This is a genomic window from Pararhizobium sp. LjRoot238 (assembly GCF_964252955.1).
Taxonomy (GTDB): domain Bacteria; phylum Pseudomonadota; class Alphaproteobacteria; order Rhizobiales; family Rhizobiaceae; genus Pararhizobium.
Map to the genome: position 1 here is coordinate 472,877 of NZ_CAXUPP020000001.1, position 15,762 is coordinate 488,638.

Annotated in this window: 11 protein-coding genes; 3 read left to right on the forward strand and 8 right to left on the reverse strand. The window is 60.6% G+C overall.

What is annotated here, in order from left to right; genetic code table 11:
• The first annotated feature begins 105 nt into the window (after positions 1 to 105).
• On the forward strand, positions 106 to 3,960 hold the full coding sequence (locus tag ACSQ3F_RS02495) for a PAS domain S-box protein (RefSeq protein ID WP_436098770.1): 3,855 nt from the start codon (positions 106 to 108) through the stop codon (positions 3,958 to 3,960).
• Between the two features lie 124 nt (positions 3,961 to 4,084).
• On the opposite strand, the gene ACSQ3F_RS02500 is transcribed toward ACSQ3F_RS02495, so the two are convergent.
• The 3 genes from ACSQ3F_RS02500 to ACSQ3F_RS02510 all read right to left on the reverse strand — a co-directional run bounded on the left by ACSQ3F_RS02500 (position 4,085) and on the right by ACSQ3F_RS02510 (position 7,502).
• Positions 4,085 to 4,468, reverse strand: coding sequence for a VOC family protein (locus ACSQ3F_RS02500; RefSeq protein ID WP_436098771.1), 384 nt, complete (start codon positions 4,466 to 4,468; stop codon positions 4,085 to 4,087).
• 109 nt (positions 4,469 to 4,577) lie between these two features.
• Entirely contained in the window at positions 4,578 to 5,156 is a 579-nt protein-coding gene (locus ACSQ3F_RS02505; protein WP_436098772.1) for a helix-turn-helix domain-containing protein, read from the reverse strand.
• 393 nt (positions 5,157 to 5,549) lie between these two features.
• Complete coding sequence (locus ACSQ3F_RS02510; RefSeq protein WP_436098773.1) at positions 5,550 to 7,502, reverse strand: acetoacetate--CoA ligase; 1,953 nt, start codon at positions 7,500 to 7,502, stop codon at positions 5,550 to 5,552.
• Positions 7,503 to 7,677: 175 nt separating this feature from the next.
• Between ACSQ3F_RS02510 and ACSQ3F_RS02515 the strand changes: the two genes are divergently transcribed.
• Positions 7,678 to 9,516, forward strand: coding sequence for an AsmA family protein (locus ACSQ3F_RS02515; protein ID WP_436098774.1), 1,839 nt, complete (start codon positions 7,678 to 7,680; stop codon positions 9,514 to 9,516).
• Between the two features lie 71 nt (positions 9,517 to 9,587).
• A complete protein-coding gene (locus tag ACSQ3F_RS02520) occupies positions 9,588 to 9,848 on the forward strand; it encodes a DUF6460 domain-containing protein (protein WP_436098775.1) in 261 nt (86 codons plus the stop codon).
• Positions 9,849 to 9,864: 16 nt separating this feature from the next.
• Here the strand turns inward: ACSQ3F_RS02520 and ACSQ3F_RS02525 are convergent, their stop codons facing one another.
• From ACSQ3F_RS02525 to ACSQ3F_RS02545, 5 genes are all read right to left on the reverse strand, one after another.
• Positions 9,865 to 10,680 (reverse strand): ABC transporter permease, encoded by an 816-nt coding sequence (locus ACSQ3F_RS02525; RefSeq protein ID WP_436098776.1) that lies wholly within the window; start codon positions 10,678 to 10,680, stop codon positions 9,865 to 9,867.
• A 2-nt stretch (positions 10,681 to 10,682) separates the two neighbouring features.
• Positions 10,683 to 11,594, reverse strand: a complete 912-nt coding sequence (locus tag ACSQ3F_RS02530; RefSeq protein ID WP_436098777.1) for an ABC transporter permease subunit — start codon at positions 11,592 to 11,594, stop codon at positions 10,683 to 10,685.
• Positions 11,595 to 11,598: 4 nt separating this feature from the next.
• A complete protein-coding gene (locus tag ACSQ3F_RS02535) occupies positions 11,599 to 12,741 on the reverse strand; it encodes an ABC transporter ATP-binding protein (protein WP_436102015.1) in 1,143 nt (380 codons plus the stop codon).
• 100 nt (positions 12,742 to 12,841) lie between these two features.
• Complete coding sequence (locus ACSQ3F_RS02540; RefSeq protein WP_436098778.1) at positions 12,842 to 13,936, reverse strand: polyamine ABC transporter substrate-binding protein; 1,095 nt, start codon at positions 13,934 to 13,936, stop codon at positions 12,842 to 12,844.
• Positions 13,937 to 14,299: 363 nt separating this feature from the next.
• The gene (locus ACSQ3F_RS02545) at positions 14,300 to 15,709 is read right to left on the reverse strand and encodes a helix-turn-helix domain-containing protein (RefSeq protein WP_436098779.1); all 1,410 of its coding nucleotides are present in this window, start codon (positions 15,707 to 15,709) and stop codon (positions 14,300 to 14,302) included.
• Positions 15,710 to 15,762: the final 53 nt, after the last annotated feature.

Here is a 15,762-nt window from a genome sequence, read left to right on the forward strand (position 1 = left end):
AGACCTGTGGCGCATGGCCCGTAAGCTGGACCCCCGCCGCCCTGACGGCTATTAATACACTGTTAACAATCCCGTCCGTGTGACGGTTTTAAACCAGGTCAGCCGATGCCCGCAAAATCGTATCCCTTCATCGACATCGCCGTTCACGAGCGGGTGCGGGAGCATTTTGCGAGGGGCGACGCGGCCGTCTTGTTTTCACCAGACATGAGCCAGGTGCTATGGTCGAATGGCGAGGGCGCCTTCCTGTTCGGCCTGCCGTCGATCTATGACTTCATCGACAGCGGCGCCAACCGCAACGATGCCGCCTATCGCCAGATGGAGACGGCAGCCCGGCAGCTCGAACGCAGCGGCGACAAACGGTCGTTTCTCATGCGCATCGCCTCGGGCTTCCAGCGCCTTTCCGTCAGCGCTGCGGTGGAGATGATCACCGTGCGGCCCGGCGAAACCGCAATCCTTTTTACAGCCCCGCGCACCGGCAAGCCGCTGTCAGCGGAAGAACGCGCCGCCCGGATGATCTCCGGCTTCGACGATCCCGATACGCATATGGCGGTCCTCGATAGTCAAGGCACGCTTCTCGCCGCCTCCCCCGGCTTCCACGCGCTCTCCATGACGCCGCAGACCTGCCGTGCGCTGGTCACCGCCGTTGCCCGCGACAGCGACTGGCTGCTCAAGCGCCCGGTCCCGACCGGCAAGGGCCATCTGCCGGCGGCGATCGGCAAACTTTCTGAAAACCCTGCCCTGCACCTGCTTTTTGCCGTCGAGACTATTCTCGGCAATCTCGACCCAGGCGCCGATTTCCGCGAGGTCGAGGAAACCGTCGCCACGGGAGACACCGCACTATCCGTGTCGGCGCCGCCGCTTCTTTCGCCGGCAAGCCTGCCGGACGATGTTATCGACGAGATCGAAACGATCGAGGAAATTCCGGCGGAAAACGAAAGCTTCACCGGATCGCTGCTGGAAACGCCTGCCGATGATCTTTCGGTGCAGGAGACGGAAAACGAGGCCGCCCTTACGGATACGCTCGTTTCTACCGAAGAGACCGAACAGCCTTCCATCGACGCTGACACAACACCTCGCGACATTGTATCAGAAGTAGCGGACACCCATGCAGACGAGGCGCAGCCGCACTTGTCACCGGCTGAGACGGTGGAACAAGACGATCTCGCCGAGGTCGGCGAAGCTATCGCCGCCGGGGCCGAGGACCTTGCCGAACAACCGAACGTGACAGTCGCGGACGAAACGGCCGCCGAAACGCGGAATGAGACGGAGAAGGACGCACCGGACGAAGCACCTCTGGACGAGCAGGCTGCCATAGCGCCGGTCGAAATCACGTCGGAAGAGGCATTTCAGGACGAGGCGAGCGCAGCCGGCGCGGCGCAAGGCTTCGTCTTCAATCCGAACAGCCGGGCCGTGCGTTTCGTCTGGAAGATCGATTCCGACGGGCGTTTCAGCGAGATTTCCGAGGAATTCGCGACCGCAGTCGGGCCGAAATCCGCCGATGTCGGCGGCCAGCGCTTCACCGAGCTGGCGGCGCGGTACCATCTCGATCCCGGCAACACGATCGGCGAATTGCTGAAGCGGCGCGATACCTGGTCGGGAAAGACCATTTTCTGGCCGGTCGAAGGGACCAGCCTGCAGGTCCCGGTCGATTTGGCAGCCCTTCCGACCTATTCGCGCAACCGCGAATTCGACGGCTTTCGCGGCTTCGGCATCGTGCGCGTGGCGGATGCGGTCGAGGACGAACAGGCGATCGGCCTGACATTCGGCGAGCCAGTGACCTACTCCGTCGACGAGAACGCGCCCGGAGAAATCGATGGCGCAACCGTTGACGCCACGGACGTGGACGATGGTCACGGCGATCAGGAAGGTGCGGCAAACGGCTCGATCCTGGACGAGACCATCGTGGATGACGGGATCGCGGGCGACGGCACCGACGGCGGCGTTGAAACTGCCGGCCCTGCGCAATCCAGCCCTGACCTTGCGGCCGAAGCCGAACCGGAACATTCCGACGAGGAAGACCTGTTCGCCGGACTGGAAGACGAGCAGCCTGCAGCGGAGCTTCCGCCGGAAGATCCTTTCCGTGGTGAAGTTCCAGCATTGAAGCTGGTCGAGACGCCGGGGCGCCGCGCGTCCGACAAGGTGATTGAACTCAACGACCATCGGCCGCCGGGTACCGAGACGTTGAGCCGCAGCGAGCAGGCCGCGTTCCGCGAGATCGCGCGTCAGTTGGGCGGGACCTTCGACAAGCGCGCGAACGAAGATGCGCCGGCAACCGATGAGCCCGTCGCCGATGAACCGGTGATCGCCGACCCTGTCGAAGAGACAGCACTGCTGAAGGCTGACAACACCGACAAGGACGATTTTGCGGATATCGATGGCGCTACGACCCCAGCCAGCGAAACCGCGCTCTCCGAAACGCTCGACGCGATCGTGCCGCCGCGCACCAGCAGCAACAGCAGCCTGACGCCGGAACTCCTCGACAATTTGCCGATTGCCCTTCTGGTTCACAGCGGCGACGATCTGTTTCATGCCAATTCCGAGTTCCTCAAGCTCACCGGCTATTCCGACCTGGACGAATTGCGAGACGAAGGTGGGATCGATGCTCTCTTCGCCGGCAATGAGGACGGTCTCCTCGACATGCCGGACGGCGCTTTGATGGTCATCCGCAATGACGGCAATCTCATTCCCGTGACGGCGCGGTTGCAATCGATCCGCTGGGAAGACAAGAGCGCGCTGATGATGGCGCTCTCGGCGGTGCATGCGCCGGCAACTTCAGTCGCAACCGAAGCCTCGCCGGAAGTCACGGCGCCAGAGGCTGACAGGAACACGGAAATCCAGGCTCTGCGCATGGAGACCGAAGAACTGCACTCGATCCTCGAAACCGCGACGGACGGCGTCGTCGTTGTCGGCGCGGACGGAGAAATCCGCTCGCTGAACCGCTCGGCGAGCGCGCTGTTCAACTATGATGACGGTGAAGTTCGCGGCAAGCCCTTTGCCATGTTGTTTGCCCATGAGAGCCAGAAGGCAGTGCTCGACTATCTGTCGGGCCTGTCCGGCCATGGCGTCGCCAGCGTACTCAATGACGGTCGCGAAGTGATCGGCCGCGAAGCGTCCGGCGGTTTCATCCCGCTGTTCATGACCATGGGCCGCCTCTCCTCCTCCAACGGCTTCTGCGCCGTCATCCGCGACATCACCCAATGGAAGCGGACGGAAGAGGAACTGCGCAACGCCAAGCGTGCAGCCGAGACGGCGAATGCCCATAAGAGCGACTTTCTCGCCCGCGTCAGCCATGAGATCCGCACGCCCCTGAACGCGATCATCGGCTTTTCCGACATGATGGCGAGCGAGCATTTCGGCCCGATCGGCAATCCCCGTTACGTCGAATATGCCAGCGACATCGGCCGCTCCGGCCGCCATGTGCTCGACATCGTCAACGACCTGCTCGACATTTCCAAGATCGAAGCCGGCGAGATGGATCTGGAGTTCACCGCTGTCGAGATCAATGACGCGGTCTCGGAGGCGGTCGCCCTGGTCCAGCCACAGGCCAACAGTCAGCGCGTGATCATCCGCACATCGCTTTCGGGCTCTGTCCCGAACGTGGTCGCCGACAACCGCTCGATCAAGCAGATCGCCCTCAATATCCTGTCGAACGCCATCCGTTTCACGCCGTCGGGTGGCCAGATCGTCGTCTCGACGGCCTATGAGGCCAATGGAAGCGTCATCCTGCGCATCCGCGACACCGGCGTCGGCATGACCCGCACCGAGCTCGAGCAGGCGATGAAACCCTTCCGGCAGGTGACGACCGGCGTGCGCAAGCGCGGCGACGGCACCGGCCTCGGCCTGCCGCTGACGAAGGCCATGGCGGAAGCGAACCGGGCCCAGTTCTCGATCAGTTCGGCGCCGAACGAAGGCACGCTTGTGGAGATTTCCTTCCCGTCGCAGCGGGTGCTGGCAAATTAGCTATTGCACGGCAATTGCTACCAGTATTCAGGCGCAGGGTGGCAACTTTACGCCACATCCGGATGCTTGCTGGCTGTGCGGCGAAGGATGCGTCTCGCCCCCTCGCGGACGTTGGATCGGGAAGTCATCTGCTTGCCGGCTGAAAGAGCTCAACGAAATTTCCGGACGAGTCTATCAACAAGATCTGCGATCCGCCCGGTCCCGTGACGATCTCATTGCGGAATTGGACACCGGCAGCATGCAACCGCGCTACTTCGGCAGGCAGATCGTCGACGATCAGATGAATGCGGTTCCAACCGCCGGATCGGGGCTGTTCGCCGTCCGGCATCGGCCGTCCCGCCGAACTCGTCGGCCCGCTGAGCAACAGCCGCAACGCTCCGCGCCGCACATCCGCGAAAGCGGGGGCGTGGTTCGACAGAACTGAAAAGCCCAGATGGGTCGTATACCATGTGATGGCAGCCTCGACATCATCGACCATGTAACGGACATTGACGGTTATTTCCGACATTTCTTTCTCCCAATGTTGGACAGGCGCGGTCAGCCTGAATGCCTGGCCGTCGCGCGTTCTCCGCTATCTCTACCAGCTGGAAAGCGTCGCAGATTGGAAAAAATGGAAGTCAGTCTGCCAAGGGCAGATGGTGGCGCTTCACGTGCGCGCCTGCATGATCGAATGCCTTCAGTCGGTGTCGGAGTTCGACCGGAGTGAGACCGGAGAATTCGACGAACTCGTGAATCAGGTGCGATTGGTCGAAGTAGCCGACGTCCAGGGCGAGTTGAGCCCAGTTGACCTTCGCCGTGTTCCGCGACGATGCAAATGCATGCTGGAAGCGCTGCACGCGGCCAAAAAGCTTCGGCGTCAGGCCTACCTCGGCGGTGAACACCTCGATGAATCGCCGCGGGCTCAAATCGACTGCTCTCGCGATGTCGCGTACTTTCGCTCGACCATGGGTGCGTATCAGCACGTCCAGCCCCTCGTGCGGATCGGATGAGCTGTAGATACGAAACTCATCTTCGCGGAGGTTGAATACCATCTCGAATGTTCCGCTCGGGAGTATCCGTTCCCATGAATGATCACCCGCGTAATCCTCGTAGAGCCAGAAGTCGTCCACGAATTCGCAAAGCGGAGCGGCTGGAGAGTATGATCGAAACAGCATCGAAACGGCCGAAACTTGGTCGGGAACACCCCTACTCGACATCGGAGTCTATAGTACCAGGCCGAATGATTGAAGAAACGACTGCTTGGGTTTATCCGTCACCTCCTGCCCAACAAGGATGGTGGCAGTTTCTACCGAACAGCATGCATTAGTGACAACGTAAGCTCCTGGATTAGCAGATAAAAAAAGAGGCAGCTAAAAAGCTGCCTCGATAAGTTGATGCTAAACAGGTACTCGAGAAGCAGTGCCGTCTGGTCGGTGCAGGCATCTCTGCCGAGCGCTAGCCCTCACATCGGGTAACCTCAAGTTGAGAGCACCATGCGCTGCCATTCGTAAACAAAACCTTTCCGCCGCATCCGCAAATTTTAAGCATTCGCGGCAAAGACATAAGCTTTGGTTAATTCGGCAGGCCGGAAATCCTTAACGGCACCGGGGTCAGCTCCGCAGTTCGGGAAGGTTTGCGTAGAGGTCGAGGGCTTCCGGATTGGCAAGCGCCTCCTTGTTCTTGACCGGCCGGCCATGCACCACTTCGCGCACCGCGAGTTCGACGATCTTGCCCGACTTCGTGCGCGGGATGTCGGCGACCGCGATGATCTTCGCCGGCACGTGGCGTGGCGATGCGCCGGTGCGGATCCTGGTCTTGATCGCCTTGACGAGGTCGTCAGTCAGTTCCCTGCCCTTTGCCAGGCGCACGAACAGGATGACGCGAACATCATCATCCCAATCCTGGCCGATGCAGATCGCCTCGGCGATATCCTCCATCTGCTCGACCTGATTGTAGATCTCCGCGGTGCCGATGCGCACGCCGCCCGGATTGAGCGTCGCGTCCGAACGGCCATGGATGATGATGCCGCCATGCTCGGTCCATTCGGCGAAATCGCCGTGGCACCAGATATTGTCGAAGCGTTCGAAATAGGCAGCCTTGTATTTGGCGCCCTCCGGATCGTTCCAGAACATCACCGGCATGGAGGGGAATGCCTTGGTACAGACGAGCTCGCCCTTTTCCTGGCGAACCGGCTGACCGTCGTCGTTCCAGACATCCATGGCAAGGCCGAGGCCAGGCCCCTGGATTTCGCCGCGCCAGACGGATTTAAGCGGATTGCCGAGCACGAAGCAGGAGACGATATCCGTACCGCCGGAAATCGAGGCCAGCTGGATATCGGGCTTGATGCCTTCATAGACGAAGGAAAAGCCTTCCGGCGACAGCGGCGAACCGGTTGATGTCATCAGGCGCAGCGACGAGAGATCATGCGTCGAGACCGGCGTAAAACCGCCCTTGCGAACCGCATCGATATATTTCGCCGAAGTGCCGAAGATGGCGAATTTCTCGTCACGGGCATAGTCGAACAGCACGTTGCCATCTGGATGGAACGGCGAGCCGTCGAAGAGGCAAAGCGTTGCGCCCAGCGCGAGACCGGACACCAGCCAGTTCCACATCATCCAGCCGCAGGTGGTGAAGTAGAAGAGCTTCTCGCCCTCTCTCAAGCCGCAATGGAAGCGGTGCTCCTTCAGATGCTGCAACAGCGTGCCGCCGGCCGAATGGACGATGCATTTCGGAACGCCGGTCGTGCCGGAAGAAAAGAGAATGTAAAGCGGATGCGAGAAGGGCAGCGCCGTGAACTCGAGCGGCTTTTCGGCGAAGGGCGCGATGAAGGCGGAGAGGGTTTTGCCGTTCTCAATGGATGCTGCGAGCGCGGCCGCATCGCCGGCATAGGGAATGATCAGGGCCGGCACGCCGAGTTTCTTCATGACGGCCTGAACCTTTGCGGAAACGTCCTGCAGCTTGCCGGCATACCAGTAGCCGTCGCAGGCGATGAACAGCTTGGGTTCGATCTGGCCGAAACGATCGAGTACGCCCTGTTCGCCAAAATCGGGGGAACAGGACGACCAGATCGCTCCAATGGAGGTAGTGGCGAGCATCAGCGCGATGGTCTCGGGCATGTTGGGCATCATCGCCGCGACGCGGTCACCCTTGCCGATGCCCGCGGCCTTCAACGCCTGCTGCAGCCGCGACACCAGCGCCCGCAGTTCATCAAAGGACATGCGCGATTGCGCCTTGTCCTCGCCACGGAAGATCAGTGCGTCTCCGCTCCCCGTGTTCCGCAACAGGTTTTCCGCGAAATTGAGCGTCGCGTCGGGAAAGAACCGGGCTTCCAACATGCGATCGCCGTGGATCAGCGCCTGCTCGCCCCGCTCGCCGATGACGCCGCAATGGTCCCAGACCGCCGTCCAGAAATCGGCGCGCTCGGAGATCGACCAGTCATGGAACGCATCATAGTCTACAAAGCTCTTGGAAAAGCGCTGTTCGCACCAGTCGATGAACGCCTTCATCGGCGTCTGGTCGATGAATTCACGGGACGGTGTCCAAAGGGGGCGATCTGATTGCATGCTTTCCTCCGCTACCCAAGCCAGCCTCTATATCATGCTGCGACGCAAGATAAACAGACCGAGCAATTGATGACTGTAGCAGTTGCGACATTTCCCCGTTTCAATCGTTTGATTTCTCGCCGGTGAAAGCCTATCCATCGGCCCTTCAGAACACATGAAAGTGCACCGCACGGCAATGAAGCAATTCCTTGATATCGCCAGCATCAAAGCAGGACTGCGCAAGCTGCTTCTATCGCGGACGCTTGCCTGGCTGGCGATCAGCGCGCTTGTTCTCACGGTGTTGTTCAAGGTTGCCCTGCCGCTGTTCGTCTCCACGGCCAGCGTCAAGCTCAACATGGAGCGGGCACTTTCTTCGTGGACCGGCGCGCGCGCCAGCATCGTCGGCGATCCGGATATCAGATTCTGGCCGCATCCGGTGTTGACGCTGCACACCGTGACCTTCGAAGGCGGCGATACCGCGTCCCCGGAGCTGCTGGCGAAAGCCGACGCCATCGCCGCCGGGTTCGATCTGCTTGCCGCCTTGCGTGGCACGCCGGTCTTCTACGACTTCCGCCTGCTCAACCCGGTCTTCAAAATAGAGCGCAGGATAGACGGAAGCCTCAATTGGCGACGGGCCGGCTGGATGGCCGACGCCGTCGCCAATGCGTCGTCGAAGGCGCCATCATCGGCGCGCAACACCCCGATTGGCGACATCGAGATCGAAAACGGCACGCTCGAACTGACCGACCGCATCACTGCCGGCGCCTATCGGGTGACCAATGTTTCCGGCTCGATCCAATGGCCAGCGCCCGCTGCGCGGATCAGTGCAAGTCTTTCGGCTCTGATGAATGGCGAAAAGGTCGAGTGGTCCTTCGTCTGCGATGAGCCGATGATGCTGCTTTCGGGGCAAAACAGCGCAATCCAGACATCGTTCGCCTCCGCCCCGCTGAGCTTCAGTTTCGACGGTACCGGCAACGCCTCCGCCCATCCCTTCGCCTCCGGACAACTGCAGCTTACGGCGAATTCCCTTCCAACGTTGATGAGTTGGCATGGCGCGGCCACGCCGCTGCCGCCATCGACGGGAACCATCTCCATCGACACCGGCGTGACAATGTCCGCCGAGACGTTGAAGATGGACAATCTCTCTCTTTCGCTGAACGGAACCAGCGCCACAGGTGTACTCGACGTGGCCTGGCGCCAGCAGCGCAGCCCGCGCATCAATGGAACGCTTGCGTTCGAACGGCTCGATCTGACGTCTCTTCTCGCTTCCTTCCGGCCGGTGCACCCGGCATCCAACTCTACCGGCGCGCCGGATATGTCGTTTCTTAAGCGGATCAATCTCGATCTCCGGCTTTCGGCTGAGGAAGCAAGCTACGGCGCGATTGTGTTCACCGATATCGCTGCCGGCGTCATCGCAAACAACGGCCGGGCCTCCCTGGATATCGGCGACGGTACCTATTCCGGCGGCTCGTTCAGCGGCCGCATCGCCCTTGCGAAAGACGGTGCCGATGGCGGCCAGCTGCAGTTTTCGCTGAAAAATGCCAATCTCACCCCGGTCGCTGCCGGGCTCGGCCTGCAAGGGCCGCTGCCGCTGGGGCGGGGCATGCTCAGCGTCGATCTTGCGACCACCGAACCGCTGTCGGCGATGACAATGGGCGGCGTTTCGGGAGAGATCCGCTACTCCGCAGTTAACGGTGCGCTGACAAACTTCAACGGACCGGAATTCGAACGGCTGGCGGCCCAGGGCGGTTTCTTCAACATCAATCAGGCCGGCGACGGTTCCTTCGCGTTTACCACCGCAGAAATCGTTGCAAAGCTGCGTCGAGGCGTTGCCGAGTTGACGAAGGCGGATATTCGCGGCGAAGGACGAACGCTGTCCCTTGCGGGGCTCATTCCCTACCGCAGTGGGAGCCTAGCACTCGCCGGCGCCATCCGACCCGACGATACGACATTACCGCCGGTTCGCTTTTTTGTCGGTGGCTCTTGGCCGAATGCAATCATCTCACCGCTCGCGGCGATCCCTGCCCCGCAATGATCGCATCACATCGACTTTGCCACAGGGCCTTCTAAAATAAGCTGCCGAATCAGCCCACAGGAGATGTGTCCGTGCTGCGTTTTCTTGCCGCCCTGCTCAAGATCGTCTTGGCATCGCTTCTGACGGGCACCGCGCTTTCGCTCTTCAACATCTCCTCCGAACAAATCCTGCAGCAGGCCGGCCTGACGCCGGAAATTCTGTGGACCTACCTTCTGCGCCTGAGCGCCTGGGCGCTGCCGAACATCCTGCTCGGTTCGATGATCGTGCTGCCCGTCTGGCTCTTGACCTATGTCTTCCTGCCGCCGCGCGAAAGGGAGCGCGAGCGCGACTGAAGCAGAGGCGTGTGGATCACAAGGCGAAGGCCGCCTGCTCGTCCTTGACCCGCTGGATTTCCCGGCGCCGCGAGACGACGGAAGCGATGAGCACGCCCATCGCGACGATGCCGATCAGGATGGTGCAGACTGCGTTGATTTCCGGTGTCACACCCAACCGCACCTGACTGTAGATCTTCATCGGCAGCGTGGTCGCTCCCGGGCCGGAGGTGAAGTTCGAGATCACCAGATCGTCCAGCGACAGCGTGAAGGCGAGAACCCAGCCAGAAAAGACGGCCGGCGCGATGACCGGCAAGGTCACCTGCAGGAAGGTGGCGACCGGGGTGGCGCCCAGGTCCATCGCGGCCTCTTCGATCGACCGGTCGAAGCTCAACAAACGGGACTGCACGACAACAGCGACGAAGCACATGGTGAAGGTGATGTGCGCCAGCGTCAGCGTCCAGAAACCGCGATCGAGGCCAATGGCGACGAACAAAAGCAGCATCGACAGGCCGGTGATGACCTCCGGCATGACGAGCGGCGCGTAGATCATGCCGGAAAACAGCATGCGACCGCGAAAGCGAGTGTAGCGCGTCATGGCAAGGGCGGCGAGCGTGCCGAGCACCGTTGCCACGGTCGCGGAAATCAGGCCGACCCGCACCGTCACCCAGGCGGCATCGAGCAGAGCCTGATTATGCAGCAGCTGGACATACCACTTGGTCGAGAACCCCGCCCAGACGGTCACCAGCTTCGATTCGTTGAACGAGAAGATGACGAGGAGAACGATCGGCAAATAAAGGAAGGCGAAGCCGAAAACGATCGAGGCGATATTGAAGCGCGACCACTTGACCATGATTACCTCCCCTCGCCATCGGCTTTGGCCTGCGCGTGCTGGAAGAACATGATCGGTACGACCAGAATGAGCAGCAGGATCGTCGCCACCGCCGCGGAGATCGGCCAGTCACGATTGGCGTTGAACTCGTTCCAGAGTGTCTTGCCGATCATCAGCGTCTCCGACCCGCCAAGCAGATCCGGGATGACGAATTCACCGACGGCCGGGATGAAGACGAGCATGCAGCCGGCGATCACGCCGGGCATCGAGAGGGGAAATGTCACGCGCCAAAAGGCCCGGATCGCCGTGCAGCCGAGGTCCTGCGCCGCTTCGATCAGGCTATGGTCCATCTTTTCCAGAGACGAATAGATCGGCAGCACCATGAACGGCAGGTAGGAATAGACGATGCCGATATAGATTGCCCAATTGGTGTTGAGGATGATCAGCGGCTGGTCGATGACGCCGAGCGTCAATAGCAGCTGATTCAACAAGCCTTCCGGCTTCAGGATGGCGATCCATGCGTAGACGCGGATCAGGAAACTCGTCCAGAACGGCAGGATGACCAGCATCAGCAGCGTCGGACGGATCGAGTTCGGCGCCTTTGCCATGCCGTAGGCGATGGGATAGGCGATCATCAATGTCGCGATGGTCGAGATGACAGCGATCTTCAGGCTGGAAATATAGGCATTGGTGTAGAGCGCATCCCCGGCGAGAAAAACGTAGTTGGCAACCGACAACTCGCCGAGCTTGTCGACGAGGCCCGAGATGCCATCCGCCAAATTGAAGACGGGCAGATAAGGCGGCATCGCGATGGCGGTTTCCGACAGCGATATTCTGAGAACGATGAAGAAGGGTGCGAGGAAAAAGACCGTCAGCCAGGCATAGGGGATGATGATCACCAGCCGGTTGAAGATTGCCGATCCGAATTTTGACATGGTCTCAATCCTTCAGCACGACGCCTGAGTTTTCATCGAAGGAAATCCAGACTTCCTGGTCATAGCCCAGCGGATCCTCGACCGCGCGCACCGCATTCAGGGAGGACGCCTTGATCACCTTGCCATCTTTCAGGCGCACATGAAAAATCGTCATGTCGCCAAGATAGCCGATATCCCAGATCTCGCCCTGGGCCGCATTGAGCGGCGCGCAGGCCGGCTTATCGCGGCTGACACGGATTTTCTCCGGGCGAATGGCAAGCCCGGCCTTCGTTCCGACGCCGGGCGGCTCGGCGGATGCGAGGCGCACCGTGAAGCCCGCTTCCGTCGCAATCTCGACCGTGCCTGGGCCGGCAAAGGAGACCGTGCCATCAAAAATGTTCACGTCACCGATGAAATCGGCGACGAAGCGCGAATTCGGCGCCTCGTAGATTTCCGGTGGCGTTGCCACCTGAATGACCTTGCCGTGTGCCATGACGGCAATGCGGTCGGCCATGGTCATTGCCTCTTCCTGGTCGTGGGTGACGACGACAAAGGTCAGGCCGAGTTGCTGCTGCAGGTCCATCAGTTCGAACTGGGTCTCCTCGCGCAGCTTCTTGTCGAGCGCGCCGAGCGGCTCGTCGAGCAGCAGCACCTTCGGCCGTTTGGCGAGCGACCGGGCGAGCGCCACGCGCTGGCGCTGGCCACCCGACAGCTGATGCGGCTTGCGCTTGGCGAACTTGTCGAGCTTCACGAGCTTCAGCATCTGGTCGACGCGCTCGGCGATCTGCGGCTTCGGCATGCCGTCCTGCTTCAAACCGAAGGCGATGTTGTTCTCGACCGTCATATGCGGAAACAGGGCATAGGACTGGAACATCATGTTCACCGGCCGCCGATAGGGCGGAATACCGGCAAGGCTCTGTCCATCGAGCACGATTTCGCCGGATGTCGGCTGCTCGAAGCCCGCCAGCATCCGCAAGAGCGTGGACTTGCCGCAACCCGACGCACCAAGCAGCGCGAAGAACTCACGGGGATAGATATTGAGCGATAGATTGTCGACGGCGACGAAATCACCGAATTTCTTGGTGACGTTCTTGACGGCAATGAAGGGCACGGAGGCAGGATCGGCCCAGGGTGCAAAGGAACGCCGGATACTGCCAAGTGACTTCATCATCGATCCCCGAATGACGTGCAAACAGCACGGCCACGTTGGTCCGCGCTCCCATAAGAAAATTGCCCGGATTTTTCATATCCGGGCAATTCTTTTCGGCTTACTGGCCGGTGACCACTTTGGTCCACATGCGCGTCAACACGCGCTGCGATTTGGCGTCGAAGGGCGTTGTCGTGAACAGCTTATTCATCACGTCTGCCGGCGGATAGATCGCGGTGTCCTCTATCACTTCCTTGCTGATGAACTGCTGCGATGCCTTGTTGCCATTGGCGTAGAAGACGAAATCGCTGGCCTTGGCGATGACTTCCGGCTTCATGATGTAGTTCAGGAATTCATGCGCTTCGGCGAGATGCGATGCATCGGCCGGAATGGCCATCACGTCGAACCACATCTGCGCACCCGACGGCGGGATCGAGTAATCCACGGTCACGCCGGCCTTGGCTTCGGCGGCACGGTCGCGCGCCTGGAAAATGTCGCCCGAATAACCGAGGGCAAGGCAGATATCGCCGTTGGCGAGCGCATTGATATATTCGGAGGAATGGAACTTGCGGACATAGGGACGAACCGTCAGCAGAAGCTCTTCCGCCTTGGCCAGATCGTCCGGCGAATGGCTATCGGGGTTGAGGCCGAGATAGGCAAGCACGCTCGGCACCACATCGGTAGGGGAATCGAGGATATGGATGCCGCAATCCTTGAACTTGGCGGCAACCTCGGGCTTGAACAGAACATCCCAGGTCGGCTTTTCGTCCGTTCCCAGAATCTGCTTCGCCTTCTCGACATTGTAGCCAATGCCGGTGGTGCCCCACATGTAGTCGATGGCATATTCATTGCCCGGATCATACGTCGCGACGCGCGTCGTGATCTCGTCCCACAGATTGGACATGTTCGGCAGCTTGGACTTGTCGAGCTTCTGGAACACGCCAGCTGCGATCTGGCGCTGCAGGAAGGTCGCCGTCGGCACGACGACATCGTAGCCGGTGCCGCCTGCAAGCAGCTTGGTCTCGAGAATCTCGTTGGAATCGAAGACGTCGTAGACGACTTTGATGCCGGTTTCCTTGGTGAAGTCCTCCAAAATGCTGGCATCGATGTAATCGGACCAGTTGTAAACGTTGACGACGCGCTCCTGCGCGGTGGCAATCGTTGCGGACCCGCCGAGGAGCAGAGCGGCAAAGGCGGTGATAATCTTTCGCGACATGGAATTCCCCTTTTTTTGTCGAGCTCGCGGCAGCCGCGCCATCGCCGCGCGTCAAACGATCGAGCCCGTATGCGTCTGGAAGTTAGGCATGTTTTCAGGCGACCACAAGCGCTTTTACGCGGTGGCGAAGGCATGAACGCGTCAGCGTGAATTTTAGGAAGCGCTGCAAAAACCTGAATCTTTTCAGCACCTGCAACGCGGCCGTCATCGTCCACCGGGAGGATTGACCATAACTTGGATCGGACCTTAACCATGGGCTTTGCGATCCATGGCGGGATCGCGATTACCCCGCCACCAGTTTTGCTTGTCGGAAAGCTGCGTCACGAGCGTGACGTCGCGGCTTCCGGTCTATCATCGCGTGCGTTACTGAAAATCGAAGGCGCTCAGGCCGGTCACCATCTCATCAAGCCCGAGCGGTCGGGTGACCGGCGGTTCAGCCCGCGCAAGACAACCTTGCCGCTCGCAAAGCCGACAGGCTGTACCGCCGGCAACGGTCGCAAGCGGCGCCTCGCCGTAGACGGTTTCCAGTGCATGCACAGCATCGCAGCCGATCAGAATCGCCGTCCGCCTTACCCGTTCCTGAAAGCCTGCACGTGGTCCCTCGACCGTTCGCGCGATCACCAGGAACTCGCCGCCGCCAAAAACCTCCACGCGCTCCGCCAGGATCTGGCCGGCCTGCGCAAACGCCGCGTGGATGTTGAGCTTCGGACAGTTGCCGCCGAACCGCGCCTGGGGGAAACCTTGAGCACCGGCCTTGCGCAGGCGGTGTCCGGCATGATCGATCTCCATAAGGAAAAACGGCAGGCTGGAGGCTCCCGGACGCTGTAGCGTCACCAGCCGGCTTGCCGCCTGCTCGAAGGACACCTGGAAGCGGGCGCTCAGCATATCAAGATCGTATTTCGCCCGCTGCGCGGCCGAAAGAAATGCGGCATAGGGCATCATGATCGCGTGCGCGGCATAGCGTGCCAGTTCGAAACGGCCGATGCGCCGGGCTTCGCCCGTTGAAAATGCCAGTTGATCGAGGTCGGCGGCGATCGCCTCCGGAAAGGCAATCTGGGCCGCTTCCATGGCGATCTCGCGCAACTGGTCCTGTGCGGACAGTCTCTCCGACAGGAACAACCTCATCGAGTGACGGTCGAAACGACGGCGCAGGTCCGGCATCACATGCACCGGCAACGCCCGCACCGAGAGACCGTGCTCCTTCCGCAGCCAGCCTTTCAGCGCGCCCGCGAGATCATCGCCGGGTGACAGCCGGGCGTGGTATGCTTCGGCGGCCTCGTCGATCCGTGCGAAATAATGCGGGCGATTTTCGAATAGCTCGCGCACTTCATCCATCGGCAGTCGTGCATCGGACAAGGCCGCCATATGCCCCTGTCCCGACAGGAGGCCGCTTAGATCCTTCAACCGTGAGGACTGCTCCCGATAGGCGCGATAGAGCTTGAGGATGCCGGTCGCAACGTTGGGCGCAGCTTCGGCTACCTCGATCAGTTCCTGATCACCCGGCAACTCGCCGGCGAGCAGCGGATCAGCGAACATCTCGCGCAGCTGCGCGACACTGCCGGACGCCTCCCCCTGCAATTCGTCAAGATCGACCTTGTAGACAGAGGCCAGTTTCAACAGCAGTTGCACCGTCAAGGGTCGCTGATTGCGTTCGATGAGGTTGAGATAGGACGGCGAGATACCGAGTGCCTCGGCCATCGCCGTCTGCGTCAGCGACAGGCCATTGCGGATGCGCCGCACCCGGGCGCCGGCGAAAATCTTGTTCTCAGCCATTTGTCATGCCTTTTACAATTTTACGCCAAAGCGGACATTTACATATTTTACAA

What these genes read in the sequence shown, in the direction of transcription:
- ACSQ3F_RS02495 (WP_436098770.1), top strand. Translation starts at nt 106, where the DNA reads ATGCCCGCAAAATCGTATCCCTTCATCGACATCGCCGTTCACGAGCGG.
- ACSQ3F_RS02500 (WP_436098771.1), bottom strand. Translation starts at nt 4,468, where the DNA reads ATGTCGGAAATAACCGTCAATGTCCGTTACATGGTCGATGATGTCGAG.
- ACSQ3F_RS02505 (WP_436098772.1), bottom strand. Translation starts at nt 5,156, where the DNA reads ATGTCGAGTAGGGGTGTTCCCGACCAAGTTTCGGCCGTTTCGATGCTG.
- ACSQ3F_RS02510 (WP_436098773.1), bottom strand. Translation starts at nt 7,502, where the DNA reads ATGCAATCAGATCGCCCCCTTTGGACACCGTCCCGTGAATTCATCGAC.
- ACSQ3F_RS02515 (WP_436098774.1), top strand. Translation starts at nt 7,678, where the DNA reads ATGAAGCAATTCCTTGATATCGCCAGCATCAAAGCAGGACTGCGCAAG.
- ACSQ3F_RS02525 (WP_436098776.1), bottom strand. Translation starts at nt 10,680, where the DNA reads ATGGTCAAGTGGTCGCGCTTCAATATCGCCTCGATCGTTTTCGGCTTC.
- ACSQ3F_RS02530 (WP_436098777.1), bottom strand. Translation starts at nt 11,594, where the DNA reads ATGTCAAAATTCGGATCGGCAATCTTCAACCGGCTGGTGATCATCATC.
- ACSQ3F_RS02535 (WP_436102015.1), bottom strand. Translation starts at nt 12,741, where the DNA reads ATGAAGTCACTTGGCAGTATCCGGCGTTCCTTTGCACCCTGGGCCGAT.
- ACSQ3F_RS02540 (WP_436098778.1), bottom strand. Translation starts at nt 13,936, where the DNA reads ATGTCGCGAAAGATTATCACCGCCTTTGCCGCTCTGCTCCTCGGCGGG.
- ACSQ3F_RS02545 (WP_436098779.1), bottom strand. Translation starts at nt 15,709, where the DNA reads ATGGCTGAGAACAAGATTTTCGCCGGCGCCCGGGTGCGGCGCATCCGC.